Genomic DNA, 26356 nt, shown 5'->3' with positions numbered 1-26356 from the left:
GGTGGGAGGGGGCGAGGTCGTGCCCAGCTCCTGCTTCGACGCACGCGTCGAGGGCGCGTCGGCCGTCGGCGCGGCGAGCACCTGTTCCATCTGCCGTGCCGTCGCCTCCAGCCGGGGCAGGATGGAGGTGCGCAGCGAGCCGGTGTCGTGTCGGCTCGTGTGGCTGACCACGCTCACCGCGCACACCCACCGGCCCTGCGCATCGCGCACCGGCGCGGCGATGGCCACGAGGCCCGGCTCGATGAGCTGGTCGTCGAGCGACCAGCCGTGACTGCGGGCCGCTGCGATGCGCTCCTCGAAGGAGGCCGCGGCGTCGCCGTTCCCGCGCGGCACGGCCGGGAACCCGGTGTCCTGCGGGTCCTGTGCCCGGCGCTCGCGCCATTGCTGCCACTCCCGCTCGCTCCACGTGGTCGCGAAGAGCGCGCCCGAAGCGCCGCGTTCGGCGGGCAGCAGATCGCCGATGCGGAACGCCAGCGACATCGCGCGCCGCCGCGGCGCCTGGTGGACGAAGCGCACCCCGTCCCGGTCCGGCACCGCGAGGGAGACGGACTCGTCGAGGGTGTCGGCGAGCCGGTCGGCGAGCGGACCCAGCAGGTCGGGCAGGCGGCAGGCGGCGAGATAGGCGTTGCCGAGCTCCATCAGGCGCGGCGCCAGCACGGCGTCACGCCCCTCGACCCGTACGTACCCGATGCGCACCAGCGTGCTGAGCACCCGATCGACGGTGGCGCGGGCCAGCCGCGTCGCCCGTGCCAGCTCGCTGACGGGGCGCCGTCCCTCGTGCACGGCCAGCTCGCGCAGGACGGCGAGGCCCCGCATCAGCGGGCCGACCGCCTCGGGCGGCGGCGCGACGGCTGCCTCTTGGTTCGCTTCACCGCCCTCCTCCTGCTCCGCGGGGAGACCCCCTCGCGCGCTCCGCGGCCGGCCTCGTTCCTGGGCCGCCCTTCCCCTGCTCCATGGCGGGACCCCCTCCGCTTGCCCGCGTGCGTCGCTCACATCCTCGCTCGTCACCGTTGACACGGCCTCTCGTCCGTATGAGACTCGGTTGCGAGCATATTATGAACTAAAGTTCACCAGGCGAACAAGAGAGAGCCGGACGAGGCCCATGGCAGCGCCGAAGATTCGCACCCTCCACGACGCGGTGGCGGAGTTGATCCACGATGGCGACACCGTCGCCATGGAAGGCTTCACCCACCTCATCCCGTTCGCCGCCGCGCACGAGGTGATCCGGCAGGGCATCACCGACCTCACCCTGGTGCGGATGACCCCCGACGTGATCTACGACCAGCTGATCGGCGCCGGGCTCGTCAGGAAGCTCGTCTTCTCCTGGGGCGGCAATCCGGGAGTCGGATCGCTCCACCGCTTCCGCGACGCCGTCGAGAACGGCTGGCCGCGGCCACTGGAGGTCGACGAGCACAGCCACGCCGGTATGGCCAACCGCTATGTCGCCGGCGCATCGGGACTGCCCTTCGCCGTGCTTCGCGGCTACCGCGGCAGCGAGATCGCAAGCCGCACCGACACCGTCTCCACCGTCTTCTGCCCCTTCACGGGCGAGGAGCTGGCCGCCGTCGCCGCCCTCAACCCCGATGTGACCGTCATCCACGCCCAGCAGGCCGACCGCGAAGGCAATGTGCAGCTGTGGGGCCTCACCGGCGTGCAGAAGGAGGCGGCGCTCGCCGCCGAGCGCGTCCTGGTGACGGTGGAGGAGATCACCGACGAACTGCGGCCGAGGCCCGGCGGGGTCGTCCTGCCCTCCTGGGCGGTCACCGCCGTCGCCGAGGTGCCCGGCGGCGCCCATCCCTCGTACGCGGCCGGATACTCGGTGCGCGACAACGACTTCTACCAGGCGTGGGACGCCGTCTCGCGCGACCGCGACACCTTCCGCACCTGGCTCAACGAGCATGTCTCAGTCCGCACCGAGGAGGCCGCCGCGCGATGACCACCACCGCGCCCTGCACCCCCGACGAGCTGATGACGGTCAATGCGGCCCGCGCGCTCGCCGGCGCCCGCACCTGCTTCGTCGGCATCGGCCTGCCGAGCACCGCCGCCAACCTCGCCCGCCGCACCGCCCGCCCCGACCTGGTGCTCATCTACGAATCCGGCACCCTCGGCTCCAAGCCCACCCGGCTGCCGCTGTCCATCGGCGACGGCGAACTCGCCGACACCGCGGACGCCGTCGTCTCCGTGCCCGAGATGTTCAACTACTGGCTGCAGGCCGGGCGGATAGACGTCGGTTTCCTCGGCGCGGCCCAGATCGACCGGCACGCCAACATCAACACCACCGTCGTCGACCGGGGTCCGGACAAGCCGGAGGGCCGTCTCCCGGGCGCAGGCGGCGCGCCCGAGATCGCCGCCAACTGCGGTGAAGTCCTCATCGTGCTGCGCCACTCGCCCCGCAACTTCGTGCGCCGCCTCGACTTCACCACCACCGTCGGCCACGGCTCCGGCCCCGGCGACCGCGAACGTCTCGGCCTGCGCGGCAAGGGCCCGACCGCCGTCATCACCGACCTCGGCGTGCTGCGCCCCGACCCGGCCACCGCCGAACTGGTCCTCACCGAGCTGCACCCGGGCGTCTCCGCCGAGCAGGTGCGTGCCGCCACCGGCTGGGAGCTGAAGACCGCCGACTCCATCGGCACCACCGCCCCGCCCACCCCCGAGGAACTCGCCACACTGCGCGCCCTCAAGGCCGCCTGACAGCAAGGGAGCTGACCATGCAGCCGCACGATGTGTACATCGTCGACGCGGTGCGTACGCCCATCGGCAAATACGGGGGAGCGCTCGCCGGCGTACGCCCCGACGACCTCGCCGCGCACGTCGTACGCGCCCTGGTCGAACGCACCCCCGGCCTCGACCCAGCCCGCATCGACGACGTCTTCTTCGGCAACGCCAACGGCGCGGGCGAGGAGAACCGCAACGTGGCCCGGATGGCCGTGCTGCTCGCCGGACTTCCGGTCACCGTGCCCGGCACCACCGTCAACCGGCTGTGCGGCTCCGGCATGGAAGCCGTCATCCAGGCGGCCCGCGCCATCGCCATCGGGGACGCCTCGATCGCTCTCGCAGGCGGCGTCGAGTCGATGTCCCGCGCGCCGTGGGTGCTGCCCAAGCCGGAGCGTGCCTTCCCCGCGGGCAACCAGGAGCTGTACTCCACCACTCTCGGCTGGCGCATGGTCAACTCCCGTATGCCCGAGGAGTGGACCGTCTCTCTCGGCGAGGGCGCCGAGCTCGTAGCCGACCGGCACGGCATCACCCGCGAGCAGCAGGACGCCTTCGCGCTCGCCAGCCACGAGAAGGCGGCGCGCGCCTGGAAGGACGGCGCCTACGACGCCGAGGTCGTCGCGTACGAGGGCGTGGACCTCACGCGCGACGAATGCATCCGCGACAACACCTCCCTCGAAGCGCTCGCCAGGCTCAAGCCGGTCTTCCGCAAGGACGGAACCGTCACCGCGGGCAACTCCTCGCCGCTCAACGACGGCGCCGCCGCGCTGCTCCTCGTCGACGAGGCGGGCCTGAAGGCCGTCGGCCGCGAACCCCTCGCCAGGATCAGGGCAAGCGCGGTGACCGGGATCGAACCGCAGTACTTCGGCCTCGGTCCGGTCGAGGCGGTGGACAGGGCGCTGTCCAAGGCGGGCCGAGGCCTTGCGGATCTGGCCGTCCTCGAGCTCAACGAGGCCTTCGCCGCCCAGGCGTTGGGCTGCCTCGCCGCCTGGAACGGCCTCGACCCCGAGGTGCTCAACCCGCGCGGCGGAGCCGTCGCGATCGGCCACCCCCTCGGTGCATCCGGTGCCCGTATCACGGGGGCCGTCGCCCACCAGCTCGCCGCTGCGGGCTCGGGCACCGGTCTTGCGGCCCTGTGCATCGGCGTCGGACAGGGCCTCGCCCTGGTGCTGGAAAGGTAGCGGCACCGCATGACCGCACTCGACCAGTCGCAGATCGATACGGAGATCACGGCCGCCCGCGACGCATACGCCAAGGCGCTCGCCGACGGCGCCGCCGTGCGCCACCACCCCTCCCGCGACTACGCGCCGTACCGCAGCAGCGAGCTGCGCCACCCGAAACATGCCCTCGTCGAGGTGCGCGACCCGGAGGCCGTCGAACTGTCAGGACCGGTCTTCGGCGTCACCGATGTCACCGACCTCGACGCCGACCTGACCCGTCAGCACACCGGCGAACCCATCGGCGAGCGGATCACCGTCACCGGCCGGCTGCTCGATCGCGACGGAAAACCCATACGCGGCCAGCTCGTGGAGATCTGGCAGGCCAACGCCTCCGGCCGCTACGCCCACCAGCGCGACCAGCACCCCGCCCCGCTCGACCCCAACTTCACCGGCGTGGGCCGCTGCCTCACCGGCGACGACGGCACCTACCGCTTCACCACCATCAAGCCCGGCCCCTATCCGTGGCGCAACCACACCAACGCCTGGCGCCCCGCCCACATCCACTTCTCGCTCTTCGGTACCGCCTTCACCCAGCGGCTGGTCACCCAGATGTACTTCCCCGGCGACCCGCTCTTCCCGTACGACCCGATCCTGCAGGCGGTCACCGACGACAGTGCCCGCGGCCGGCTCGTCGCCACCTACGCCCACGACCGGTCAAGCCCGGAGTGGTCGCTGTGCTACCGCTGGGACATCGTCCTCGACGGCCCGGCCGCCACCTGGATCGAGGAGGGCCGCGATGGCTGAGCTCGCACCGACCCCGTCACAGACCGTCGGCCCGTTCTACGGCTATGCGCTGCCTTTCCCCGGCGGCGCCGACATCGCACCCGCCGGACACCCGGGCGCCATCACGGTCCACGGCCATGTCTACGACGGTGCAGGGGCACCCGTCCCCGACGCATTGCTGGAGTTCTGGCAGCCCGCACCGGACGGCTCGCGCACCGGAGCGCCCGGATCGCTGCGCCGCGACCCGGTGTCGGGCGCGGTCATCGGCCGCCACGGCCTGGACTTCACCGGCTTCGCCCGGGTGCCGACCGACGCCGACGGCCATTACGCGATCCGCACCCTGCCGCCCGGGGGCGTGCCCTACCTCGCGGTGTGCGTCTTCGCTCGCGGGCTACTGCACCACCTGTTCACCCGCGCCTACCTGACGGACGCCGACGACCCGCTGCTCACGGCGCTCGAACCGCGCCGCCGCGCGACCCTGATCGCCATCGCGGAGACCGAGCGCGTCCACCGATTCGACGTACGGTTGCAGGACAACGGCGCCCACGAGGAGACGGTTTTCCTTGACTTCCCGTGAACCGCACGAGCCGGGAGCCGACCTCGGACTGCTCTCACCCGTCCGAGCCGGATCCGCCGCCGAGGCGGAGACCGGCGACACCGCGTTCCTGCAGGCAATGCTGGACGCGGAGGCAGCGCTGACCCGCGCTCAGGCGGCGCTGGGCCTCGCGCCCGCCGAGGCCGCTGCGGCGGTGACAGCCGCAGCGCGCGCCGACCGATTCGACGTACGTGACCTGGCACTGCGTGCCCGCGCCGGAGGCAACCCCGTGATCCCGCTGGTCGCCGCGGTCACCGAATCGGTCGATGCGGCCGCCGCCCCGTACGTCCACCGCGGCGCCACCAGCCAGGACATCCTCGACACGGCCGCCATGCTCGTCGCCCGCCGCACCCTGGCGCCGGTCCTGGACGACCTGGACCGCACGGCGGCCGCACTCGCCCGGCTCGCCGTCCGGCACCGTGCCACACCGATGCCCGGCCGTACCCTGACCCAGCACGCCGTTCCCACCACCTTCGGGCTGAAGGCGGCCGGCTGGCGCACGCTCCTCCTCGACGCCCGGCGCCGGCTCGAGGCGGTCCGAGCAAGCCTGCCGGCCCAACTCGGGGGCGCCGCCGGCACCCTCGCCGCCTTCGGCGCCTTCGCGCAGGAGCAGGAGACGGGCGCGGCCGGCGACCCCGGCCCGCGGCTGCTGGCCGCATACGCCGGGCAGACCGGTCTCGCCGAGCCCCTGCTGCCCTGGCACACCCTGCGCACGCCGGTCGCCGACCTCGCCTCGGCGCTCGCCTTCACCGGCGGGGCGCTCGGCAAGGTCGCCGCCGACGTCCTCGTCCTCGCCCGCACCGAGACCGGGGAGGTGAGCGAGGGCGACAGCGGCGGTTCGTCGGCGATGCCCCACAAGGCCAACCCGGTGCGCGCCACGCTCGTCGCCGCCGCGGCACGCCAACTCCCCGCCCTCGCCTCGGTGTTGCTGGGCTGTCTCGCCGCGGAGGACGAGCGCGCCGCCGGAGCCTGGCATGCCGAGTGGCAGACGCTGCGCGAGGCCCTGCGTCTGGTCGGCGGTGCGGCCGCGCACGCGGCCGACCTCGCCGAGGGCCTGCAGATCCACCCGCACCGGATGCGGGAGAACCTGGACGCGACCGGCGGCATGGTCACCTCCGAACGCCTCGCCGTGTCCCTCGGTGCCCTGATCGGACGCGGCGAGGCCAAGCAAGCGCTGGCGTCCGCCGCCCGCCGCGCCGCCGAGGAGGGCACCGACCTCGACGAGGCGCTCCTGGACGAGCCCGCACTGGCCGGTCTGCTCCCCAAGGAGCGGCTGCGCGATCTCACCGACCCGGCCGCCTACCTCGGATCCGCCGTCGCCCTGGTCGACCGCGCCCTGGCCGACCGCGCCCCACGAGCAACGGACACCCCGGACACCCCATGACCACACCCGCCCTCCACCACCGCGTCGACGGACCCGACGCCGCGCCCGCGCTCCTGCTGGGCCCGTCGCTCGGCACGTCGCTCTCCGTATGGGACGCCCACGTTGCGGCGCTCGCCCGGCACTTCCGCGCCATCCGCTGGGACCTGCCGGGCCACGGTGGCACACCGACCGACGTGCTGCCCGACCCCACTCCCGGCGCCACCACCGTCGCCGACCTCGGGCGCCTGGTGCTCGACCTGGCCGATCGGCTCGGGGTCGGCGCGTTCGACTTCGCGGGCATCTCGCTCGGTGGCGCGGTCGGTGCCTGGCTCGCCGTCCACCACCCCGCGCGGATGCGCTCGCTGGCCATGATCTGCTCCTCGGCGCGGTTCGGTGAACCCGCCGCGTGGCACGAACGCGCCGCGCTCGCCCGGCACAAGGGCACGGGACCGATCGCGGACGCCGCGGCAGGCCGCTGGTTCACCCCGGCCTTCGCCGACGACCCGACGGCGAAGGTCTTCCTTGACGGGCTGCGGGCCACCGACCCCGATGGCTACGCCGCGTGCTGCGACGCACTCGCCGACTACGACCTGCGCGCCGATCTGCACCGGATCACCGCGCCCGCCCTCGTCGTCGCGGGACGCGACGACACCGCCACCCCGCCCGCGCACGCCCGCCAACTCGCCGACGCCATCCCCGAGGCGGCGCTCGTCGAGATCCCCCGCGTCGCGCACCTCGCCACCGTCGAGCGCCCCGCGCCCGTCCTCGCCGCGCTCCTCGCCCATCTGGTGCCCCCGGCCTGCGACCACCGCCCGTCCGACGACGGCTCGCGCCATACCGCGGGCATGGCGGTGCGCCGGGCCGTGCTCGGTGACGCCCACGTCGACCGCGCCGTCGCCCGCACCAGCGACTTCACCGCGCCGTTCCAGGACTTCATCACCCGCTACGCATGGGGCGGGATCTGGACCCGTCCGGGGCTCGACCGCCGAACGCGCAGCTGCATCACCATGACCGCGCTCGTCGCCCATGGCCACCTCGACGAGCTGGCCATGCATGTGCGCGCCGCACTGACGGTCGGCCTGACGCCGGAGGAGATCCAGGAGGTCCTGCTCCAGTCGGCCGTCTACTGCGGGGTGCCGGCCGCCAACGCGGCCTTCGCCGTCGCCGACCGCATCCTGCGCGAGCACCACGGCAACGAAGAACGCGGCAACGAAGAACGCGGCAACGAAGAACGCGGCAACGAAGAAGAGACGGAGCAGGGAGAAGGATGACGCACACCACCGTCGGCATCATCGGCGCCGGTCCCGCCGGTCTGCTGCTCGCCCGCCTGCTGCACAACAGCGGCATCGACTGCGTCGTCCTGGAAAGCCGGGACCGCCCCTACGCCGAGAACCGCCAACGCGCCGGCATCCTCGAACAGGGCACTGTCGACGTGCTGCGCGACTGCGGGGCGGGGGAGCGGATGGACCGCGAAGGCCTCGTCCACGAGGGCATCGAGCTGCGCTTCGACCGCCGTACCCACCGCGTGGACTTCCCCGCGCTCACCGGAGGCCGACGCGTCATGGTGTATGCCCAGACCGAAGTGGTCAAGGACCTCGTCCGCCTCCAACTCGCCGACGGAGCACCGCTGCTCTTCGAAGCGCAGGCGCACTCGGTGACCGGCGCCGACACCGCCCGGCCGACCGTCCACTACGCCCACCAGGGCCGCCCCAAGACCCTGACCTGCGAGTACGTCGTCGGCTGCGACGGCTTCCACGGCGTCACCCGCGACGCCCTGCCGTCCGCCGTCCGGCGCTCGTACGAGCGCACCTACCCCTACTCGTGGCTCGGCATCCTCGCCGACGTTCCGCCGTCCTGCGACGAGTTGATCTACGCCCACTCGCCCCGCGGCTTCGCCTTGCACAGCATGCGGTCCGCCAGCGTCAGCCGCCTGTACCTCCAGGTCCCCAACGGCACCGATGTGGCGCAGTGGAGCGACGAACGCATCTGGGACGAACTCGGCCAGCGGTTCGCCACCGACAGCGGCTGGAAGCTGGAACGCGGTCCGATCACCGCCAAGGCGGTGCTGCCGATGCGCAGCCACGTCACCGAACCCATGCAGTACGGCCGGGTGTTCCTTGCAGGCGACGCCGCGCACATCGTCCCGCCCACCGGCGCCAAAGGTCTCAATCTCGCCGTCTCCGACGTCGTGGTGCTGGGGCGGGCCCTCGCCCACTGGCACGCGACCGGCTCCCGCGAGCTGCTCGACGCGTACACCGACACGTGCCTGCGCCGGGTATGGCGCGCCGAGCACTTCTCGTACGTCATGACCAGCATGCTGCACGTCGATCCGCAGCAGACCGCGTTCGACACCCGGCTGCAACTCGCACAGCTGGAGCGGATCGCGACCTCCCGGGCGGTGGCAGCGGAACTCGCGGAGAACTACACGGGGTTGCCGTTCGACTCTCCGGCGCCCACAGATCCAAAGCTCACAGATCCACGGTGAGGCGGGGCCCGGTGCACCGTGACAGGCAGATCATCATCGTCTCGCCGCTCGCCCGCTCCTCCCCGGTGAGCACCGAGTCCCGGTGATCCGGCGTGCCCTCGACGACGTCTGTCCCGCACGTGCCGAGCCCTGAGCGCGTCATGGCGCTCCCGTCCTTCACACAGAGGGTGGGTGGGCAACGAAGGGGAACGAACGATGCGAACACCTTCGTGACCGCGGAAACCTGACGGCGACAGCGCGGTGCTCCGCAGGTCGAACGCGTCGAGAACGGCGAGCAGCCGGTCCGCGGCGGACCGCACGCGCGGCTGCGGAGCAGACCGCGGCGACTTCCCTACTCCCCGAGCACCAGCCGCTCCAGCGCAGCCCGCGCCCGTGCGTCCGACTGCGCGCGCGCCGCGACCGCGCCCGCGAGCTCCCGCACCCATTCGTCGAGCGCCACCGGGCGCCGGGACAGCACCACCCCGCGGACCTCCTTGCACACCTCGCCCTTGGGATGTCCGCTCGCCAGATTCAGCACAAGGCGCTGCTCGCCGAGGAAGACCTCCAGCCGTTCGACCCGGCCCTCCCGCCCCGCGAGGCGGTCGGCCATGCCGCGCTTGCGCTCGACGGCGACCGAGCCGGGCGGCAGCGCGTCCGACAGCGTGCCGGTGAGCACCTGGGCGTACACCTCCAGATCGGCGGCGTCCCTGCGCAGCGCGGCGGTCAGCACGTCGATGGAGTCTGCCTCCCCGCCGGGCTCGAACGGGACGGGGTCGTGCGGCGAGGTCATCGCGGGGCCTCTCGTGGTGTGTGGTCGCTTCAAGTCTGCTGGGTCGGGGCCTCAGCCGTCCAGGCTGAGCACCATCGTCGGACGCTCGATGACGTGGTCCTCGCGCAGCGGCCGCACGGCCGTGCCGATGGCGAAGAACTCGGTGGTGTGACCGCCCCAGCGGTGGTTGTGCGCGTTGAGCTGGACGCCGACGATCCCCTCCGCCTGCAGCTCCTCCGCCTCGTGCTGCATCCGCTCCATCGCCAGCTCACGTGCGTCGTACAGCGCCTGCGTGAACTGCTCGATCTCCACGTTCTTGCCGAGGTTGGAGAACATCTGCCCCATTCGCTGGTGCGCGATGTGGTAGACGCAGGTGCCCATCACCATGCCGAGCGGTGCGTATCCGGCGCGGATGAGCGTCCAGAAGTCCTGGCCGTTGAGGTCCGAGGTGAACGGCTGGCCCTTGAGGTTGCGCCAGCTCCCGCCGCTGCCGCCCGGCGCCGGTTCGTCGGCCTTGACCGCGGTGCCGACCGCGATGAACTCCGCGATGTCGCTGCCGAATTCACGCGCCTCGACGGTGAGCCGTACGCCAACGATGCCGTCCGCGTCCAGCTGCGCCGCTTCCGCCTCCATGCGGGTCATCGCCAGCTCGCGCGCGTGGTACATCGCCTGGCTGAGCGTGGTCAGCTCCTGGTTCTTGCCCCAGCGGCCCAGCTGGATGCCCACATGGTAGATCGAGGAGCCGAGCACCAGGCCGATCGGCCTGAACCCCGCCTCGCGCACCAGCAGGAACTCGTTGACCGACAGGTCGCTTGTGAAGATCGAACCCGGCTTGCCCGGCTGCAGCTCGGCCAGTCGCCGCATCGCGTCGGCCGGCACGCCCTGGGCGGGGGCACCGTCAGGTGTGCCATCGGCGGGGTTGAAGACGGTCATGAACGGGTTCCCCTCATCGGATTCTCATCGCATCTCGGTGGCGGTACGGCGCATGGCCCGGCGCCTGCGTTCCGGGTCGAGCGGCATGACCGTGAGCGTGCGCGGCGGCTGCTTGCTCGCGGTGAAGCGGGCGACGGTGGTGCCCACCAGCGTGGCCTCGGCCACGTGGTCCTCCTGCTCGTTGTTGCCGCTGCGCATACAGGACTCGTGCCAGATGCGCAGGTCGCCGGCGGAGAGGATCGCGCCGTCCCCGCCTCGTCGGCCGCTCTGCGCCCGCAGGTGTGCACGGGCGTCGGAGCGCACTGCCTGCACCAGGTCGCTCCAGCCGCTGACCTCGGTGTTGTTCCATGAACGCGTCTGCGCGCGGGTGCCGAAGTCGTCGTGGCGCACGCCGACGGACATCCCGTACAGCAGCTCCACGGGCACCCATCCCGCGGTCACCAGCTTCGCGAACCCCTGGCCGTCGAGGTGGCAGGTGAACGGATGCGACGCCCGCACCGTCCCGGCCGCCCGCACCGCGGTGCCGATCACCTTGAACTCCAGGCAGTTCGGCTGCGCCACGAAGGGCGCCACGGTCAGCTGCGCCGCGACGACGCCGTCGCCGCCGAGCGCCGAGCACTCCGCGGTCATCCGCTCGAGGGCGGCGCGGCGCGCTTGGTCGAGCACCTGGACCAGTCCGGCCGACGGGGCGCCGCGCCCGGAGAGAGCGACGTGCGCGTACGAGCCCGCGAAGGCGTAGCGCGCGCCCGCGTAGAGGCAGTCGTGGTAGCCCCAGTACCGCCCGCTGCGGCCCACGTGGTAGACGGCGGAGCCCATCACCTGGCCCACCGGTTCGAACCCCACGGCGCGCAGTGCGGCGAACTCGCCGGTCGACAGCGCCGAGGACCAGGTGCCGCTGCGGCGCAACTCGTCGATGCGTGCGGCCGCCACCGGGGGCAGCCCGGCCCCCGTCCATTCCCCGCTCATGGACACCAACTTCCTGCTCCGCGCCCCGACCGAGGGCATAGCGGGTTCGAGTCTATGCCCGGTCGCCGCAGGCCGGGCAACGGGAGTCCGGGGTCGTGGGCGCTGTCTGCGCCGCGGGTGTGATAACTTGGTGGATGCAAGCAACGAAGTATCCGGGTGGCAAGCACGGGCGAGGGGGAGGCGGAGCGTGATGGGCAAGGGGACGGTCCATGACAACGGAGGGAAGACCGGGCACGGGTCCGGCGCGGCCCCCGTAGGCACCGCCACCGCCGAGGAGGCCGGCGCCGGCCTGGGAATCGAGATCGTTCGGTTCAGCCGGCTCATGGCCGCATGGAAGCACCGGGCCAAGAACGAGCCGGGCGCGGCCGAGCGCATTCTGCTGGCGCGCCTGGTGACGGACGGAGCCCGGCGGGCGACCGACCTGGCGGCCGAGGCCTTCCTCGACCTGTCGACGGTCAGTCGTCAGGTGCGCTCGCTCGTCGAGCGTGGCCTGGTCGAGCGCCGCCCGGACCCGGAGGACCGGCGCGGTTACCTGCTGACCGCGACCGACGCAGGACACGAGACGTACATGGAGTTCCGGCGTCAGCGCGACGCCGAGCTCGGGGCGCTTCTCGCGTCCTGGTCGCCCGAGGACCGTTATCAGCTCATCCGGCTGATGACGCGCCTCAACGACGACTTGGTGGACTTCACACACGGGCACCTCGGCGCCGGGCCGCACTCCGGCACCGCGGTGGAGCAAGGAGAAAAGCACGCATGAGCAGCACGGCAGCGTCCCCGACACGCGGGGGAACGGCGGCGATACCCGACTCGGGAGGCCGGCTGACCCACCGCCAGATCCTGACCATCCTCAGCGGCCTGATGCTGGGGATGTTCCTGGCGGCCCTCGACCAGACCATCGTCAGTACGTCGATCCGTACCATAGCCGACGACCTGCACGGCCTCAGCTCGCAGGCCTGGGTCACCACGGCGTACCTGATCACCTCGACGATCGCGACGCCGCTGTACGGCAAGCTGTCCGACCTCTACGGACGCAAGCCGTTCTTCCTCGCGGCGATCACCATCTTCGTCGTCGGCTCGGCGGCCTGCTCCTTCTCCACCTCGATGACCGAACTCGCCGGCTTCCGTGCCTTCCAGGGCATCGGCGCCGGCGGCCTGATGTCGCTGGCGCTCGCGATCATCGGCGACATCGTGCCGCCGCGTGAGCGCGCCCGATACCAGGGCTACATGCTCGCCATGTTCGGCTCCTCCAGCGTCATCGGCCCGCTCATCGGCGGCTTCCTCGCCGGCCAGAGCAGCATCCTGTCGATCACCGGCTGGCGCTGGGTCTTCCTCGTCAACGTGCCGGTCGGCATCATCGCGCTGTTCGTCGTCGCCAGGGTGCTCAATCTTCCGCACACCCGGCGTGACCGTCGCATCGACTGGTGGGGCGCGGTCACCATCGCCATCGGCGTGGTGCCGCTGCTGCTCGTCGCCGAGCAGGGCCAGAGCTGGGGCTGGACCTCGACGAAGGCCGTCATCTGCTACGCCATCGGCGCCGTCGGCCTGATCGTCTGGGTCTTCGTCGAGCGGGCGATGGGCGACGACGCGCTCATCCCGATGCGGCTCTTCCGCAGCGCCGTCTTCTCCAAGACCAGCGTGCTCTCCGTGCTCGTCGGCATGGGCATGTTCGGCGGCCTGCTGCTGATCCCGCTCTACCTGCAGATCGTCAAGGGCGTCAGCCCCACCAAGTCCGGCCTGCTGATGCTGCCGCTGATGATCGGAATGATCGCCGGCACCATGGTCGTCGGGCGGATCATCTCCAAGACCGGCCACTACAAGATCTTCCCGGTCATCGGCACCGCCCTGATCACAGCGGCCATGCTCCTGTTCCACTACCGGATCCAGTGGAACACCGCGCTGCCGGAGACCATGGCCTACATGGCGCTGTTCGGCATCGGCCTCGGCGCCTGCATGCAGATCCTCACCCTCGCGGTGCAGAACGCCGTCGAACCCAAGGACATGGGCGTCGCGACCGCGTCGGCCACGTTCTTCCGGCAGATGGGCGCCACGGCCGGTACGGCGATCTTCCTCTCCGTGCTGTTCAGCAACGTGACCACGAAGATCGGCTCCGCCTTCCGGGCCGCCGTCCCGACCGCCGACTTCCAGGCGGCGGTGCACGACCCGGCCGTCATCTCCAACCCGGCCAACGCCCCCGTGCTCGAGATGATCAAGCACCCCTCGGCGGGCGGCGGCGCGGCCTCCGGCGTGCTCAACGACTCGTCGTTCATCCAGCACCTCGACCCGCGCCTCGCAGAACCGTTCAAGGTGGGCTTCACCGACGCCATGCACGTGGTCTTCGTGCTCGGCGCCGTCGTGATCGCCCTGGGCTTCCTCGTCGCGCTGTGGACCAAGGAGGTGCCGCTGCGCAAGGTCTCCGGCCTGGAGGCACGCGCGGCGGAGAACACGCAGGGCGCCCCTGCCGACGCGGCACCGGCAGCCGCCCCTGCGGCGGCCACGGCCGTGCTCGACCACGTCAACGGCACCGCGCGCAGCGTCATCGGCGGCCATGTGCTCGACGGCACGGGAGCGCCCGTTCCGCAGGCCGTCGTCACCCTGATCGACGTCGCGGGCAGGCAGCTCGGCCGTACGACGGCCGACGAGAGCGGCCGGTACGCGGTGGACGCCACCGCCGCGGGCACCTACGTCCTGATCGGCTCCGCCGGAGCACGCAAGCCGCAGGCGGCGACCGTGGTCGTGGGCGACGCCCCCGTCGAGCTCGACCTCGTGCTCGGCGGCACGGCCGGCCTGACGGGCGCGGTGCGCGACGCGGCGGGCGGCGACCCGCTGCCGGGCGCGCTGGTGGTCGCCACCGACGTGCGCGGCGAGGTCATCGCCTCCGGCGCATCCAGCCTCGACGGCGGCTTCGGCTTCACCGACCTGGTCCCGGGCTCGTACACCCTCGCGGTGAGCGCGGCCGGCCACCGCCCGGCGGCCCTCCCGGTCGAGGTCAACAGCGGCATCCCCGGCCACTACGAGATCCGCCTGGAGCCCGGCGCCCGCGTCCGCGGCGTGGTCCGCAGCACCACCGGCAAGCCGCTCGACGACGCCCAGGTCACCCTGGTCGACGCCGGAGGCAACGTGGTCTCCACGTCCACGACGGGCACCGACGGCGAGTACGGCTTCACGGACCTCGCCGCCGGCGAATACACGGTCATCGCCAGCGGCTACGCCCCCGTGGCCACGCCGCTCCGCCTGGACGGCGCCGGCCTGGAAGGGTTCGACGTCGACCTGGACCACGAGGACCCGACGGCGTAAGGCGCGCCGAGAAGCACTGAAGGGGCCGTGCCCGGTGACATCACCGGGCACGGCCCCTTTGCTGTGACGTGATTGCTATGGCGTGGCCTTCAGCGCGGCCACGAACGCCGACCACGCGGCGGCGGGGAAGAGGAGAGCGGGCCCGCTCGGGTCCTTGCTGTCGCGGACGGGAATGACGCCGGGGAAGCCGTCGGCTACCTCGACGCAGCTGCCGCCGCTGCCGCCGCTGTAACTGCTCTTGCGTCATATCGCGGCGCACAAGTCGTGCGGTGTCACCCTCTGAAGTCCTCCATCGCCGACTCAACCAGGGCGAGGGACGCCTCCGGGGACAACGCGGCGGCCCGGACAAGATCGTAGGCCAGCTGATTCTTGTTGACCAGGATCGGATCGTCCAACAAGCTTCCGGTGGACGGTCCTTCGACGTAAGCCAACGGAGGGGCGTCGGCAAAACGTCATCAGCGTGAGGAATCCCTCGAGCAGTGCGTGGGCGCCGGCCGAGTAGGGCAACACCTGCACGATGATCCCGTTCCGCTGCGCCATCTCGGCAATGTGCGCGAATTGTGCCCGCATGACTCCGGCGCCCCCAATGGGGCGCCGGAGAACGCTCTCGTCGAGGACAGCCCAAAACAGCGGTGCTGTTGGGCCCTTGAGACTCTGCGCGCGCTCCAGCCGTGCCGACACCCGCTCCTCGATCTCCTCGTCGGTTGCGACGGGGTCGAAGGCGCGGAACACGGCACGCGCATAGGCCGGGTTTGCAGCAAGCCTGGGACAAGGGCTGCGGCGTTGCGTACCGGAAGTACTTCCCCGGCCGGTACCGTGACGCGGTGGTCGTCGAGTACCACGGGTTCTCGCACACGGTCGACGAGAAGGCGATCGAAGCGGCGTGGCAGTCCTGGCTCGGTCGGGTGGCCGCCCGGACACGCGGCAGGGGCGTGACCAGGAATTCGCCCTGCATCGGTCACCGGGGTGCCGGAAAGCCGGAGTTCCGCCACGTCATCGGTTGACGCCGGCGATGAAGAGGCTGAGCAACAGCGCGCCCATGGCGACGGGGACGCACGCCAGGCTCAGCAGCAGGGGGAGGAAAGCGGTCAGACAGCCGGATCCCGCTGCCGTGCCGGCGTGTTGGACGGGGGACTGTGCCGGTCGTCCCGTCGCCGGCTGCAGGCGCATGCGCAGCGCGGCGCGCTTGGAGACGGTCACCGTCCCGGGTGCCGCGCTGCGCACGGCCTGGACCACCGCGGCATCGGCCGTGCCGCCGTCGGCGAGTCCGTCGACGTACAGCCGGACGCCGTGGGCGTCCGTGAGCGTGAGTCGGTCGGTGCTCTTGCCGCGTCCGCCGATCTCGATGCGCCCGACCTTCGTCAGCCGGGTCAGGTCGATGCTGCGCCGGCCCGATACGGTGTGTGCGGTCAGCAGGCCGCCCTCGCGCAATTGGGTGTGACCGGCCCTGTGGGCGAAGTAGAACGCTGACCCAGCGACGACGGGAGATGCCAGCGCGACAACGCACGCCGCGTTGTTCACCAGACCGGCACGGGCGAGCAGCCCCGGGACCACGACGAGAACGGGAAGGACCAAGGCGGCGGCTACCGTGGCGAGCCGTTGGCCCGTCAGGCCTTGGCCGGCGGAGGCCGGCACGGATATGGCGCCCATGGCGTCGTCGGTCGGTTCGCGCGTCACAGCCCGGAACCGTACCGCAGAACGTCACTCGGGCATGACGCTCAGCAGCCGCTTGCCGGTGGTCGTGCGGGACTCCACGCGGCGGTGCGCCGCCGCGGCGTCCGCCAGCGGGAAGACGGTGACCGCCGGGGCGGCGACGACCTCGGCGTAACCCCCGCCGTCCGTGAACGCGGTCACCGCCTGGCCCGTACTCAGGCCGGTGACGCCCTCGCCCACGGCGCGGGTCCGGCCCGAGACCTCCAGGCCGGGGGTGAACGGCAGTCCCGGCACCTGGTATCCCGTGCTGCGGGACTTGATGTCGGCGAAGTTGACGCCGGCGTAGGCGACGTCGATGGTGTCCTCGCCCGCCTTGGGCTCCGGTGTCCCGGTCTCCGCCAGGCGGAGCACGTCGGGCCCGCCGAACTCCTCGATCACGAGTCGCGCGTATGCCGGTCCCCTCAGCTGGAGCGTTCGACTACAGTGTTTGATGCAAAGTGAACACCGTGAGTGGAAGCATTTCATCGAACACTGGGCAAGGGGAGCAGGGAGAAGCGTCGTGAGCAGCCACCGGCCCGCACCCGAACACACCCATCCCGACGACGTCCCCGTCGTGACCGCGTTTGCGGCCCTTGCGGACCCCGTCCGCCTCCAGCTGGTCCGCGAGCTCGCCGGGTCGCCGGAGTGGACGCGCGCCTGCGGCAGCTTCGACGTGCCGGTGGGCAAGGCGGCGCTCAGCCACCACTTCACGGTGTTGCGACGGGCCGGGCTGATCGAGCAGAGGGACGTGGGCGCCAGGCGCGTCAACCGCCTGCGGCGCGAGGAGTTCGAAGCGCGTTTCCCGGGTCTGCTGGCGCTGGCGCTGCGGGACGACCGCTGACGCGCACGGCTCGGCTCGCGTTGACCGCGCGCGGTCTCACCGGTCGGTGACGGTGAAGGCGCGGGCGGCCGGCGTGCACGCGAGCGCCTCACCGCAGCTGGCGCGCGTCGCGGTCAGCGTGGCCGAACCGGTACGGCCGGCGCGGAAGCCGGCCTCGCTACGAGCTGTCCTGCAGGATGTGCAGGTCAAGTCCTCACGGATCTGCGGCGATTTCTCGCCGCAGATCCGCCGGCTCAGCTGCACGCGCCGTCGTTGTTCCACGCGCCGGAGGAGCCGCCGGGGACTTCGTCCTCGTTCCACTGGTTGGCGGTCCAGTTGTCGCCGTTGTAGGAGACCTTCTGGCCCGAGGTGTAGGCGGTCGAGGAGTTCCACGCCGCCGCGCAGGTGCCGGTCGGTGTGGGGGTCGGGGTGGGTGTCGGTGTCGGTGTCGGTGAGCCGGTCGGCGGGGTCGCGCCGGCGAACTGGGCGGTGTACTTGGTGAAGTCGTACGCGTTCTGCGTCACGCTGCTGCACTCGCTCGACGTGTTCCCGTTGTTGTCGGGCGGGTTGCACTCGCGGTCCCGGTTGACGGACCAGAACGTGTAGCGCGACATGCCGTTGGACTCGGCGAAGTTCAGCACCGTCTGGAAGTCCGACTGGTAGAAGTACTCGCCGCTGTCGGTGCGGCCGTTCATCGACGAGATCCCCTCGTGCGCGTACGCGGTCGCGGACGACCAGCCGAAGGTGCTCACCAACTGCGAGTTGAAGTCCTGCAGCGCGGTGATCTGGCTGGACGCACCGGAGAATCCGCCGTCGAACGGCATGAGCGAGAAGTTGTCGGGCGTGAACCCGAGGCTCTTGGCGTTGTTCAGCAGCTGCTGACCGAACCAGTTGGCGCCGGTGGTCGTGGACGGGATCGTCACCGACACATACAGGCCCGGGTTGTTCTGTTGCAGGATCTGGGCCGCACCGAGCTCGTTGCTGATGGCGGTGGAGTTCTCGATCTCGGGCTCTTCGAGGTCGAAGTCGATGGCGTGCAGGCCGTAGGCGCTGATCACCTGCTGGTAGGCGGCGGCCGTGGCCGCGGGGGTGCCGCACTCCTGGCCGAGCTTGGTGCCGTTGTAACCGCCCGCCGAGACCGACACGTCGCCGCCGCCGGCGCGGACCTCATTGATGACGGAGGCGACCTGGGTGTCGGAGGAGACCGGATCGGTGCCGTCCCAGGTGGGGGTGCAGCCGCCGCCGCTCGGGGCCAGGATGAAGGCCAGCTCGAAGGCCTTCTGCCCGGTCGCCGACATCACCTGGCCGAGGTCGGGTGCGCTGGAGTCGAGCGTGTAGTAGTACGGTGCCGAGCCGTACCAGTTGGAACCGAGTGCGGCGGTCGTGGCGGCGTGGCCGGTGTTCGCGGCCGCGAGCAGGGCACCGGCCGCCAGGACGGCACTGGCGGCCGCCGCGGGGAGAATTGACGTTAATCTTCGCATCCGTCCACCTCGTTCAATGCAGGGTTGATACGCAGGTTGATGCGGGGCGGCACGGGAGTGACCGCCCGGGTACGGGCAATGTGGCCTAGACCACCTGAGCTGTCAAGGTCTAGACCAGGTTCGGTCCGTGTGGGGGTGACTCAGGGGGAAGGGGAGCCGGGCGGGAAGAAATCGCGGCGCCCACGCCTTGTACCGGAACATGAAGGCGATCGTGTACACGCAGCATGGCGGCACCGATGTTCTGACGCTGGCCGAGCGGCCGGTTCCGGAGCCGGGACCCGGGGAGGTACGCGTCCGGGTACGGGTGTCGGGGGTGAACCCGACGGACTGGAAGACGCGGCGGGGGCTCACCGCCACCGGTGAGCAGGTCGAGCAGGTGCCCAACCAGGACGGTTCCGGGGTCGTCGACGCCGTCGGTGAGGGCGTGGACCCGGCGCGGGTCGGGGAGCGGGTGTGGCTCTGGCTCGCCGCCCACGGCCGACCCAATGGCGGGACCGCGCAGGAGTACGTCGTGCTTCCGGAGCGGCACGCGGTCGCTCTGCCCGACAACGCCTCCTACGAGCTCGGCGCGGCCCTCGGCGTCCCCGCGCTGACCGCGCACCGCTGCCTGACCGTCGCCGACGGCGGACCGGCCAGGCTCGCACCCGGTGCCCTCGACGGACGCACCGTGCTGGTCGCCGGGGGAGCGGGCGCCGTGGGCAACGCCGCGATCCAGCTCGCGCGCTGGGCCGGTGCCACGGTCGTCGCGACGGTGAGCGGGCCCCGCAAGGCGGCGCTTGCCAAAGCCGCGGGCGCCCACCACGTCGTCAATTACCGTGACCAGGACGCCGCACAGCAGATCCGCGCGGTCGCTCCGGACGGCGTCGGGATCGTCGTGGAGGTCTCGCCGGCCGTCAACGCCGGGCTGGACGTGGCGGTCGCCGCGCCCAACGCCGTGGTCGCCTTCTACGCCAACAACGGCGGGGACACCGTCACGCTGCCGGTCCGCGCCTCCATGTCGCCAAACCTCCGCTGGCAGGGCGTGCTGCTGTACACCGTGCCCGAGGAGGCGCTCGCCCACGCCGTCGCCGATGTCTCGGCGGCCGTCGCCGACGGTGCGCTGCGGGTCGGCGAGGAGGCGGGACTCCCGCTGCACCGCTACCCGTTGGACAAAACCGCGGACGCGCACGCCGCCGTCGAGGGAAACGCCGTGGGTAAGGTGCTGGTCGAGGTGTCTGCGGACTGATGACGGACGGATTGATCACGGACGGATCGACGACAGGACGAGGACGACGATGCGGATAGGGCTGCTGGGGACGGGGCCGTGGGCGCGCAGCACTCATGCACCGGCGTTGAACGCGCATCCGGATGTGGACTTCACCGGTGTGTGGGGACGCAGGCCCGAAGCGGCGGCCGCGCTCGCCGAGGCGTGCGCCGTTCGCGCTTACGACGATCCCGACGCCCTGATCAAGGACTGCGACGCCGTCGCCATTGCGCTGCCCCCGGCCGTGCAGGCACCTTTCGCCGTGCGGGCCGCCGAGGCGGGACGCCACCTGCTGCTGGACAAGCCGCTCGCGGTGACCGTGGAGGACGCACGGCGGGTGGCCGATGCCGCCGCCGACAACGCCGTCGCCTCCGTCGTCTTCTTCACCATGCGGTTCGGCGCCGCGACACGGCCATGGATTGCCGAACAGGCCGCCGCGGGCGGCTGGTTCACGGCTCGGGCCGACTGGGTGGCGTCGGTCTTCACCAGCGGGACCAGCCCCTACGCCGCATCGCCCTGGCGGCGCGAGAAGGGCGCCCTGTGGGACGTGGGGCCGCACGCGCTGTCGGTGCTGCTGCCGATTCTCGGTGACGCCGTCGACGTGCACGCGGTCCACGGGCCCGGCGACACCGTGCACCTGGCGTTGCGCCATGCGGACGGCGCGTCCAGTACGTCGACGCTCAGCCTCACCGCACCGCCCGCCGCGGCCGGGGTCGGCGTGGAGCTGCGGGGCGACAGCGGCGTCACGACGCTTCCACCGCGCGCCGGCGGCGACACCCAGACCGCCGCGTTCGGCCGGGCCGTGGACGCACTGATCACCGCGGCGCGCACCGGGGAGCCTCACACCTGCGACGTACGCTTCGGACAGCGCGTCGTGGAGATCCTCGCGGCCGCCGAACGCGACGCCACCTGACATGCCGGACGAGAAACAGGAGCACGGTGGAGATCGTCATGGAGAAGCGAGAACCGGGCCACCGCGTCATCGCGGTGGCCGGCTCCCAGCACGTCACCGTCGAGATCGACGGCCGGGTGGTCGCCGACTCCCGACGCCCGGTACTCGTCTACGAAACGGGCCTGCCCGTGCGCTACTACCTGCCTCCGGAGGACGTCGACCTGGCCGTTTTCGAGCCCACCGAGACGCACACCACCTGCCCCTACAAGGGCGTGGCCTCCTACTGGACGTATCTCGGCGACGGCGCCGCCGAGCAGGGCGCCGCCGAGGCCGTGCGGCGCTCCGACGTGGTCTGGTCCTATCCGGATCCGCTGCCGGACGTCGCGCAGATCAAGGGCCACCTGTCGTTCTACGACAACGTCGCCGACGTCACGGTGGAAGGCCCCACGCCCGACGGCCCGCCCGACGCGCCCGGTTTCGCGTCGGCGTAGCACTCCACCACGTGCGTATCCAGCGGGAACGGCACCGGCGTCGCACCGAAGACCAGCCGCCGGGCCTCCTCGGCGGCGTCCCCGACGGCATGTGCGGCGGCGGCCGACAGCTCGGCGGGCGCGTGCACGATGATCTCGTCGTGCTGGAAGAACACCAGCTGTGCGCGGTGCCCCTCGCGCCCCTCACCGAGGTCGGCGAGGCGGCGGCGCAGCGCGGCGAGCATCGCGAGCGCCCAGTCGGCGGCGCTCGCCTGGATGACGAAGTTGCGGGTGAACCGGCCCCACGAGCGGGCCGCGCGCTGCTCGTCCCGCGTACCCGCACCGGCGCCCTCGCCGAAGCCGTCTTCGTCGCCGTCGGCCTGCTGCCACCGCGGTCCGGGCCGCGGTGACGTCCGGCCGAGCCGCGAGCGGACGACGCCGCCCGCCTCCCCGGTCCGCGCAGCGCTCTCGACCAGCTCCATCGCATCGGGATAGCGGCGCCTCAGCACCGCGACGAGCTGTCCGCCTTCGCCGCGCGTCTGCCCGTACATCGCAGCAAGCAGTGCGATCTTCGCCCGCCCGCGGTCCCCGTCGAACGCCGAACGCGCCAGCGCCGCGTACAGATCGCCCTCGGCCGCAGCCCTGGCCAGCCCCTGATCACCCGACATCGCGGCGAGCACCCGCGGCTCCAACTGCCCGGCGTCGGCGACGACCAGACGGCAGCCGGGGTCGGCGACGACGGCCGAACGCAGCAGTCGCGGAATCTGCAGCGCACCGCCGCCGCGCGTCGCCCAGCGCCCCGAGACCACCCCGCCGACCACGTACTCCGGACGGAACCGGCCGTCGCGCACCCACTGTTCGCGCCAGGCCCAGCCGTGCGCGGCGTGGATGCGCGAGAGCTCCTTGTAGCGCAGCAACAGCTCGGCCGCCGGATGGTTCGACTCGCGCAGCACCCACGACCGGGTCGAGGGAAGCGGAACGCCGGCACGGGCGAAGGCGGGCAGCACCTGGGCGGGGGAGTCGGGGTTGACGGGACTGCCGATCGCCTCCTGAAAGCGGGCCGCCAGCTCGGCGAGCAGCTTGGGCCGCGCCCCGCCCGACGGCCGCGGACCGAGCAGCCCCGTCAGCAGCTCGTCATGGACGGCGGCGCTCCAGGGCAGCCCGTCGTGGGACATCTCCACGGCGGCGAGGGCGCCCGCGGACTCCGCCGCGCACAGCAGGCGCATCCGCTCCGGATGCGCCACGGAGGCGATGCGCCGCTGCTGTTCGCGGTGGACGGCGACGAGCACCTCCAACGCATCGGCGCCGGGTGGCAGTCGGTGGCGGTCGGCGGCGAAGAGCACGGGCAGGCCGGCAGCGGCGCCCTCGCCGGGTTCCGGCAGATCGTCCGGCTCGGTCACCCCGCGCAGCCGCGCCCAGGCGGCGCCCAGGGAACGCGGTTGCCGGTGGCGCTCCTCGTACCCGAGGAGCAGGGACTCGACGAGCTTGACGTCGTGGCAGCGGGACGGGCGTGTCGGCCGACGCTCCAGCAGCCCCGGGTAGCAGGCGTCGGTCGACGCCCACACCCAGCGCGGGGGCGTCCCGGCCGGCCGCGTTTCGCGGGCGGCGACGGCCGAGGCGAGATCGCTGACGGCCTCGGGGTCCCCCAGCGGTGTGCCGTCCTCGGCCAGCCGCTGCAGCCGTCCGCCCGGGCCGACAGGGTCGGGCACCGCGGCGATCCGCTCAGGCACTGCCGGGCCCGCCGCACTGGCCGTGCCCGCCGTCCGAACTCGAACGTGCGATCGAGATATTCACAATCCGATGCTAGCGGCGGGCACCGACAATTCCCGGCACGGCAGTCGCGGGAGCGCGCGGGGCTCAGAAGCCGGGCTGCCAGCTGATCGCGTGGTGGGTGGTGATGAGCGCGGCCAGGATGGCGATGTCGGCGACGCCCAGGATGAGGCCGAGTAGTGCGCGGGCGCGCCGCCGCGTGCCGCGGACGAGGGCGACGGTGGCGAGGATGATGGCGAGCGGCCCGAGGACCGCGTTGAGGACGAAGGTGCCGAGCAGCCCCAGAACGAACGACGCGACGGCGGTGCCGTCGGCATCCGAGCGTGCTGTGGTCGCTGCCGTGGCAGGGGCGACGGTTTCCATGATCGGCTTCCCGGTGGACGGAGGAATGGGGAGGGGATTACCTGTTGCGGGCGCGGGCGATGCGCTCGCGGGCGGCGAAGAGGACGAGCCAGCCGCCGATGAAGGCGACGGCGGCCACGAAGACGGGGGCCGGCGCGTACGCGGCGGCGCCGAACAGGGTCCCCAGGGCGATGACGAGCATCAGCAGAGCCATGACAGGCCTTTCGGGGCGGCGGAGTTCCGTGACGTTACGTTTGAGTGAACAATTGTGGTGACAGTTGTTCACTGACATCTCCACTCTACTCTGGCGCGGTTGGGCGAACGACTGTTTACTGGATGATGTGAGTCACATCGCCGGGGCCCGCCAGGCCCAGAAGCAACGCACTCGTCAGGCGCTCCTCGACGCAGGTCTGAGGCTGCTCGAACACCAGAGCCTGAGCAGCCTCGGCCTGCGCGAGATCACCCGCGAGGTGGGCGTCGCGCCCGCCGGCTTCTACCGTCACTTCCGCGACATGAGCGATCTCGGCGTCGCTCTCGTCTCGGAGTCCTTCGGCAGCCTGCACGCCATGGTTCGTGCCATCCGCGGTGAGCAGGCGAAATCGGACGAGGTAATCGACGGCACGGTCGCCGTGATCGCACGCTACGTCCGCGAACACCGTGCCCATTTCCGCTTCATCGCCCGCGAACGCCACGGCGGTATGCAGCAGGTGCGCGAGGCCATCGCCGCCGAACTCGACAAGTTCGCCGAGGAGCTCGCCAGCGATTTGTCCGCCCAGCCGGAGTCCGAGGGCTGGTCGCAGGAGGACATCAGGATGCTCGCCGGCCTCTACGTCAACCAGATGGTGCTGATCGCGACATCCTTCCTCGAAGCCTCTCCCGACGACCCTGAGTCCGAGGAGCGCATCGCGCGCACCGCACGCAGGCAGCTGCGCCTCATCCACCTCGGCCGCCTCCACTGGCTGGACGGCTGAGAGCGTGCGGCCGGGCGTGCAGCCCGGGTATGCGTCACCATGATCAGGGAAGTCAGTCAGCAGGGACGCGCACCGGAGGGCGGGCCTGCGGTCGACACGTCCGGGAGGCACTCGATGGCGACTGCCGGTCACGTCGGCCCCGACCGTCCCGCGGGCCGCCCCCTCGCCACCGTCACCACGGCGGTGCCCGCCAGACTCGACCGACTGCCCTGGTCACGATGGCACTGGATGATCGTGATCGGGCTCGGCACCGTCTGGATCCTGGACGGCCTCGAAGTGACCGTGGTCGGCAACATCGCCTCCCGCCTCGCCCAGCACGGCAGCGGCCTCGCCATCACCAGCAGCGAGGTGACGGGCGTCGCAGCCGCCCTCTACGTCGCGGGAGCCTGTTTCGGTGCGCTCTTCTTCGGCTGGCTCACCGACCGCCACGGCCGTAAGAAGCTCTTCCTGATCACCCTCGCCGTCTACCTCGCATCGACCGCCCTGACCGCCGTGTCCTTCCAGAGCTGGTGGTTCTTCGCCTTCCGCTTCCTGACGGGCTTCGGCATCGGCGGTGAATACGCGGCCATCAACTCGGCCATCGACGAACTGATCCCGGCCACCTACCGCGGCCGCGTCGACCTGATCATCAACGGGAGCTTCTGGCTCGGTGCCATCGGCGGCTCGCTGCTCTCCGTGTTGATGCTGAACACGGCAATCTTCCCCGTCGATGTCGGCTGGCGGCTGACCTTCGCCCTCGGCGTCGTCCTCGGCCTGGTCATCCTGCTCGTCCGGCGCAACGTGCCCGAATCGCCGCGATGGATGTTCATCCACGGACAAGGGGCCGAGGCGGAAGCGCTCGTCTCGGCCATCGAGGAGGGCGTCGAGCAGCAGACCGGCCGCCGGCTCCCGCCCGCCACCGTCGAGATCACCATCCGGCAGCGCGAGAGCACCGGATTCCTCACCGTGGCACGCACGGTCTTCCGCTCCTATCCGCGCCGCACAGTGCTCGGCCTCGCCCTCTTCATCGGCCAGGCGTTCCTGTACAACGCCATCACCTTCGGCTTCGGCGCGATCCTCACCACCTACTTCAACACGCCGTCCGGGCACACGGGGTACTACTTCCTCGTCATCGCCGTCGGCAACTTCCTCGGCCCGCTGCTGCTCGGTCGCCTCTTCGATACGCTGGGGCGACGCCCGATGATCTCGGGCACGTACATCCTCAGCGGGCTGCTTCTCTTCGGCACCGCATGGCTCTTCGGCGGCGGGCACTTGAGCGCACTGACGCTGACCGCCTGCTGGGCCGTCGTGCTCTTCTTCGCCTCCGCCGGCGCCAGCAGTGCATACCTGACCGTCAGCGAGATCTTCCCCATGGAGACCCGTGCCATGGCGATCGCCTTCTTCTACGCGGTGGGCACGGCGGCCGGGGGCATCAGCGGCCCGCTGCTCTTCTCCGACCTCACCAGCACCGGCCATGTCGGCGACACGGTGCTCGCCTTCCGGATCGGTGCCGCGCTGATGACGCTCGCCGGCATCGTCGCCGCGTTGCTCGCCGTGCGTGCGGAACGGCGTTCTCTCGAGGAGATCGCCACACCGCTTTCCGCGCAGGTCCCATAGACCTGACGGGTCATCATCCAAATAGCTGAATGACAGTCAG

Annotated in this window: 28 protein-coding genes and 4 pseudogenes; 17 read left to right on the top strand and 15 right to left on the bottom strand. The window is 71.6% G+C overall.

The genetic code is table 11. The features are described 5' to 3' along the window. Nucleotides 1-816 (bottom strand): IclR family transcriptional regulator (locus tag NGB36_RS30650; RefSeq protein WP_255923863.1); only part of this gene is annotated, 816 nt, incomplete at its 3' end. Nucleotides 817-1102: 286 nt separating this feature from the next. Between NGB36_RS30650 and NGB36_RS30645 the strand changes: the two genes are divergently transcribed. The 8 genes from NGB36_RS30645 to NGB36_RS30610 are packed head-to-tail and all read left to right on the top strand — an operon-like array spanning nucleotide 1103 to nucleotide 9098. Continuing rightward, a complete protein-coding gene (locus NGB36_RS30645; RefSeq protein WP_255923862.1) occupies nucleotides 1103-1936 on the top strand; it encodes a CoA transferase subunit A in 834 nt (277 codons plus the stop codon). Then, the gene (locus tag NGB36_RS30640; protein WP_255923861.1) at nucleotides 1933-2691 is read left to right on the top strand and encodes a CoA-transferase subunit beta; all 759 of its coding nucleotides are present in this window, start codon (nucleotides 1933-1935) and stop codon (nucleotides 2689-2691) included. The genes NGB36_RS30645 and NGB36_RS30640 overlap by 4 nt, the downstream gene beginning before the upstream one ends. Before the next feature lie 17 nt (nucleotides 2692-2708). Then, a complete protein-coding gene (locus NGB36_RS30635; RefSeq protein WP_255923860.1) occupies nucleotides 2709-3893 on the top strand; it encodes a thiolase family protein in 1185 nt (394 codons plus the stop codon). Between the two features lie 9 nt (nucleotides 3894-3902). Beyond that, complete coding sequence (pcaH, locus tag NGB36_RS30630; protein WP_255923858.1) at nucleotides 3903-4676, top strand: protocatechuate 3,4-dioxygenase subunit beta; 774 nt, start codon at nucleotides 3903-3905, stop codon at nucleotides 4674-4676. Next, nucleotides 4669-5232, top strand: coding sequence for a protocatechuate 3,4-dioxygenase subunit alpha (gene pcaG, locus NGB36_RS30625; protein ID WP_255923857.1), 564 nt, complete (start codon nucleotides 4669-4671; stop codon nucleotides 5230-5232). The genes pcaH and pcaG overlap by 8 nt, the downstream gene beginning before the upstream one ends. Continuing rightward, nucleotides 5219-6634 carry a 3-carboxy-cis,cis-muconate cycloisomerase gene (pcaB, locus tag NGB36_RS30620; protein WP_255923856.1) on the top strand — a complete coding sequence of 472 codons (1416 nt, stop codon included), beginning with the start codon at nucleotides 5219-5221 and terminating at the stop codon, nucleotides 6632-6634. The genes pcaG and pcaB overlap by 14 nt, the downstream gene beginning before the upstream one ends. Further along, nucleotides 6631-7884 carry a bifunctional 3-oxoadipate enol-lactonase/4-carboxymuconolactone decarboxylase PcaDC gene (gene pcaDC / locus NGB36_RS30615; protein ID WP_255923855.1) on the top strand — a complete coding sequence of 418 codons (1254 nt, stop codon included), beginning with the start codon at nucleotides 6631-6633 and terminating at the stop codon, nucleotides 7882-7884. Before pcaB ends, pcaDC begins: the two co-directional genes overlap by 4 nt. Beyond that, the gene (locus tag NGB36_RS30610) at nucleotides 7881-9098 is read left to right on the top strand and encodes a 4-hydroxybenzoate 3-monooxygenase (RefSeq protein ID WP_255923854.1); all 1218 of its coding nucleotides are present in this window, start codon (nucleotides 7881-7883) and stop codon (nucleotides 9096-9098) included. Before pcaDC ends, NGB36_RS30610 begins: the two co-directional genes overlap by 4 nt. On the opposite strand, the pseudogene NGB36_RS30605 reads toward NGB36_RS30610, so the two are convergent. The 4 genes and pseudogenes from NGB36_RS30605 to NGB36_RS30590 all read right to left on the bottom strand — a co-directional run. Continuing rightward, nucleotides 9082-9237, bottom strand: a pseudogene (locus NGB36_RS30605) (oxidoreductase); the annotation flags it as partial. The gene NGB36_RS30610 and the pseudogene NGB36_RS30605 overlap by 17 nt on opposite strands. Before the next feature lie 192 nt (nucleotides 9238-9429). Further along, nucleotides 9430-9867, bottom strand: a complete 438-nt coding sequence (locus NGB36_RS30600; protein ID WP_255923853.1) for a hypothetical protein — start codon at nucleotides 9865-9867, stop codon at nucleotides 9430-9432. 51 nt (nucleotides 9868-9918) lie between these two features. Next, on the bottom strand, nucleotides 9919-10779 hold the full coding sequence (locus NGB36_RS30595) for a heavy metal-binding domain-containing protein (RefSeq protein WP_255923852.1): 861 nt from the start codon (nucleotides 10777-10779) through the stop codon (nucleotides 9919-9921). A 24-nt stretch (nucleotides 10780-10803) separates the two neighbouring features. Further along, the gene (locus NGB36_RS30590) at nucleotides 10804-11745 is read right to left on the bottom strand and encodes a heavy metal-binding domain-containing protein (protein WP_255923851.1); all 942 of its coding nucleotides are present in this window, start codon (nucleotides 11743-11745) and stop codon (nucleotides 10804-10806) included. 190 nt (nucleotides 11746-11935) lie between these two features. On the opposite strand from NGB36_RS30590, the gene NGB36_RS30585 reads away from it, so the two are divergent. After that, nucleotides 11936-12502, top strand: a complete 567-nt coding sequence (locus NGB36_RS30585; RefSeq protein WP_255923850.1) for a MarR family winged helix-turn-helix transcriptional regulator — start codon at nucleotides 11936-11938, stop codon at nucleotides 12500-12502. Continuing rightward, nucleotides 12499-15039 carry an MFS transporter gene (locus NGB36_RS30580; protein ID WP_255923849.1) on the top strand — a complete coding sequence of 847 codons (2541 nt, stop codon included), beginning with the start codon at nucleotides 12499-12501 and terminating at the stop codon, nucleotides 15037-15039. The genes NGB36_RS30585 and NGB36_RS30580 overlap by 4 nt, the downstream gene beginning before the upstream one ends. 75 nt (nucleotides 15040-15114) lie before the next feature. Here the strand turns inward: NGB36_RS30580 and NGB36_RS30575 are convergent. From NGB36_RS30575 to NGB36_RS30565, 3 pseudogenes are all read right to left on the bottom strand, one after another. After that, nucleotides 15115-15270: pseudogene (locus tag NGB36_RS30575) on the bottom strand (DUF397 domain-containing protein); the annotation flags it as partial. Nucleotides 15271-15311: 41 nt separating this feature from the next. Beyond that, nucleotides 15312-15479 (bottom strand): annotated as a pseudogene (locus tag NGB36_RS30570) (Scr1 family TA system antitoxin-like transcriptional regulator); the annotation flags it as partial. A gap of 73 nt (nucleotides 15480-15552) precedes the next feature. Beyond that, nucleotides 15553-15771 (bottom strand): annotated as a pseudogene (locus NGB36_RS30565) (Scr1 family TA system antitoxin-like transcriptional regulator); the annotation flags it as partial. 20 nt (nucleotides 15772-15791) lie between these two features. On the opposite strand from NGB36_RS30565, the gene NGB36_RS30560 reads away from it, so the two are divergent. Beyond that, nucleotides 15792-16043 carry a hypothetical protein gene (locus tag NGB36_RS30560; protein ID WP_255923848.1) on the top strand — a complete coding sequence of 84 codons (252 nt, stop codon included), beginning with the start codon at nucleotides 15792-15794 and terminating at the stop codon, nucleotides 16041-16043. Here NGB36_RS30560 and NGB36_RS30555 read toward each other — a convergent pair. Together NGB36_RS30555 and NGB36_RS30550 are read right to left on the bottom strand one after the other, a co-directional pair. Further along, nucleotides 16033-16716, bottom strand: coding sequence for a hypothetical protein (locus NGB36_RS30555; RefSeq protein ID WP_255923847.1), 684 nt, complete (start codon nucleotides 16714-16716; stop codon nucleotides 16033-16035). The genes NGB36_RS30560 and NGB36_RS30555 overlap by 11 nt on opposite strands. 24 nt (nucleotides 16717-16740) lie before the next feature. Continuing rightward, on the bottom strand, nucleotides 16741-17130 hold the full coding sequence (locus NGB36_RS30550) for an alcohol dehydrogenase catalytic domain-containing protein (protein WP_308288952.1): 390 nt from the start codon (nucleotides 17128-17130) through the stop codon (nucleotides 16741-16743). 121 nt (nucleotides 17131-17251) lie between these two features. Here NGB36_RS30550 and NGB36_RS30545 point away from each other — a divergent pair, with 121 nt between their 5' ends. Beyond that, complete coding sequence (locus NGB36_RS30545) at nucleotides 17252-17572, top strand: ArsR/SmtB family transcription factor (RefSeq protein WP_255923846.1); 321 nt, start codon at nucleotides 17252-17254, stop codon at nucleotides 17570-17572. Between the two features lie 36 nt (nucleotides 17573-17608). Here the strand turns inward: NGB36_RS30545 and NGB36_RS30540 are convergent, their stop codons facing one another. Both NGB36_RS30540 and NGB36_RS30535 read right to left on the bottom strand, forming a co-directional pair. Continuing rightward, a complete protein-coding gene (locus NGB36_RS30540) occupies nucleotides 17609-17815 on the bottom strand; it encodes a hypothetical protein (RefSeq protein WP_255923845.1) in 207 nt (68 codons plus the stop codon). Beyond that, complete coding sequence (locus NGB36_RS30535) at nucleotides 17806-19032, bottom strand: chitinase (RefSeq protein ID WP_255923844.1); 1227 nt, start codon at nucleotides 19030-19032, stop codon at nucleotides 17806-17808. Before NGB36_RS30535 ends, NGB36_RS30540 begins: the two co-directional genes overlap by 10 nt. A gap of 211 nt (nucleotides 19033-19243) precedes the next feature. Between NGB36_RS30535 and NGB36_RS30530 the strand changes: the two genes are divergently transcribed. The 3 genes from NGB36_RS30530 to NGB36_RS30520 are packed head-to-tail and all read left to right on the top strand — an operon-like array spanning nucleotide 19244 to nucleotide 21658. Further along, on the top strand, nucleotides 19244-20257 hold the full coding sequence (locus NGB36_RS30530) for an NADPH:quinone reductase (protein WP_308288951.1): 1014 nt from the start codon (nucleotides 19244-19246) through the stop codon (nucleotides 20255-20257). A gap of 49 nt (nucleotides 20258-20306) precedes the next feature. Next, on the top strand, nucleotides 20307-21188 hold the full coding sequence (locus tag NGB36_RS30525) for a Gfo/Idh/MocA family protein (RefSeq protein ID WP_255923842.1): 882 nt from the start codon (nucleotides 20307-20309) through the stop codon (nucleotides 21186-21188). A 38-nt stretch (nucleotides 21189-21226) separates the two neighbouring features. After that, the gene (locus NGB36_RS30520) at nucleotides 21227-21658 is read left to right on the top strand and encodes a DUF427 domain-containing protein (protein ID WP_255923841.1); all 432 of its coding nucleotides are present in this window, start codon (nucleotides 21227-21229) and stop codon (nucleotides 21656-21658) included. On the opposite strand, the gene NGB36_RS30515 is transcribed toward NGB36_RS30520, so the two are convergent. The 3 genes from NGB36_RS30515 to NGB36_RS30505 form a co-directional block, all read right to left on the bottom strand. Further along, nucleotides 21577-23346, bottom strand: a complete 1770-nt coding sequence (locus tag NGB36_RS30515) for a bifunctional 3'-5' exonuclease/DNA polymerase (protein WP_255923839.1) — start codon at nucleotides 23344-23346, stop codon at nucleotides 21577-21579. The two genes, NGB36_RS30520 and NGB36_RS30515, sit on opposite strands and share 82 nt — an antisense overlap. 148 nt (nucleotides 23347-23494) lie before the next feature. Next, the gene (locus NGB36_RS30510; RefSeq protein ID WP_255923838.1) at nucleotides 23495-23770 is read right to left on the bottom strand and encodes a DUF4190 domain-containing protein; all 276 of its coding nucleotides are present in this window, start codon (nucleotides 23768-23770) and stop codon (nucleotides 23495-23497) included. Between the two features lie 37 nt (nucleotides 23771-23807). After that, nucleotides 23808-23963, bottom strand: coding sequence for a hypothetical protein (locus tag NGB36_RS30505; RefSeq protein ID WP_255923837.1), 156 nt, complete (start codon nucleotides 23961-23963; stop codon nucleotides 23808-23810). Nucleotides 23964-24090: 127 nt separating this feature from the next. Between NGB36_RS30505 and NGB36_RS30500 the strand changes: the two genes are divergently transcribed. Next, on the top strand, nucleotides 24091-24720 hold the full coding sequence (locus NGB36_RS30500; RefSeq protein ID WP_255923836.1) for a TetR family transcriptional regulator: 630 nt from the start codon (nucleotides 24091-24093) through the stop codon (nucleotides 24718-24720). Between the two features lie 114 nt (nucleotides 24721-24834). Next, entirely contained in the window at nucleotides 24835-26316 is a 1482-nt protein-coding gene (locus NGB36_RS30495) for an MFS transporter (RefSeq protein ID WP_255923835.1), read from the top strand. The last annotated feature ends 40 nt before the right edge of the window (nucleotides 26317-26356 follow it).

The sequence above is a fragment of the Streptomyces humicola genome, assembly GCF_024436035.1.
Classification (GTDB): domain Bacteria; phylum Actinomycetota; class Actinomycetes; order Streptomycetales; family Streptomycetaceae; genus Streptantibioticus_B; species Streptantibioticus_B humicola.
Note: the sequence above shows the minus strand (reverse complement) of the source record. Positions and strands in the feature narration are given on the sequence as shown.

Bases quoted from the DNA above. Each gene is read 5' to 3' on its own strand.
- NGB36_RS30645 (WP_255923862.1), top strand. From the start codon at position 1,103: ATGGCAGCGCCGAAGATTCGCACCCTCCACGACGCGGTGGCGGAGTTG.
- NGB36_RS30640 (WP_255923861.1), top strand. From the start codon at position 1,933: ATGACCACCACCGCGCCCTGCACCCCCGACGAGCTGATGACGGTCAAT.
- NGB36_RS30635 (WP_255923860.1), top strand. From the start codon at position 2,709: ATGCAGCCGCACGATGTGTACATCGTCGACGCGGTGCGTACGCCCATC.
- pcaH (WP_255923858.1), top strand. From the start codon at position 3,903: ATGACCGCACTCGACCAGTCGCAGATCGATACGGAGATCACGGCCGCC.
- pcaG (WP_255923857.1), top strand. From the start codon at position 4,669: ATGGCTGAGCTCGCACCGACCCCGTCACAGACCGTCGGCCCGTTCTAC.
- pcaDC (WP_255923855.1), top strand. From the start codon at position 6,631: ATGACCACACCCGCCCTCCACCACCGCGTCGACGGACCCGACGCCGCG.
- NGB36_RS30610 (WP_255923854.1), top strand. From the start codon at position 7,881: ATGACGCACACCACCGTCGGCATCATCGGCGCCGGTCCCGCCGGTCTG.
- NGB36_RS30600 (WP_255923853.1), bottom strand. From the start codon at position 9,867: ATGACCTCGCCGCACGACCCCGTCCCGTTCGAGCCCGGCGGGGAGGCA.
- NGB36_RS30595 (WP_255923852.1), bottom strand. From the start codon at position 10,779: ATGACCGTCTTCAACCCCGCCGATGGCACACCTGACGGTGCCCCCGCC.
- NGB36_RS30590 (WP_255923851.1), bottom strand. From the start codon at position 11,745: ATGAGCGGGGAATGGACGGGGGCCGGGCTGCCCCCGGTGGCGGCCGCA.
- NGB36_RS30585 (WP_255923850.1), top strand. From the start codon at position 11,936: ATGGGCAAGGGGACGGTCCATGACAACGGAGGGAAGACCGGGCACGGG.
- NGB36_RS30580 (WP_255923849.1), top strand. From the start codon at position 12,499: ATGAGCAGCACGGCAGCGTCCCCGACACGCGGGGGAACGGCGGCGATA.
- NGB36_RS30535 (WP_255923844.1), bottom strand. From the start codon at position 19,032: ATGCGAAGATTAACGTCAATTCTCCCCGCGGCGGCCGCCAGTGCCGTC.
- NGB36_RS30525 (WP_255923842.1), top strand. From the start codon at position 20,307: ATGCGGATAGGGCTGCTGGGGACGGGGCCGTGGGCGCGCAGCACTCAT.
- NGB36_RS30520 (WP_255923841.1), top strand. From the start codon at position 21,227: ATGGAGAAGCGAGAACCGGGCCACCGCGTCATCGCGGTGGCCGGCTCC.
- NGB36_RS30510 (WP_255923838.1), bottom strand. From the start codon at position 23,770: ATGGAAACCGTCGCCCCTGCCACGGCAGCGACCACAGCACGCTCGGAT.
- NGB36_RS30505 (WP_255923837.1), bottom strand. From the start codon at position 23,963: ATGGCTCTGCTGATGCTCGTCATCGCCCTGGGGACCCTGTTCGGCGCC.
- NGB36_RS30495 (WP_255923835.1), top strand. From the start codon at position 24,835: ATGGCGACTGCCGGTCACGTCGGCCCCGACCGTCCCGCGGGCCGCCCC.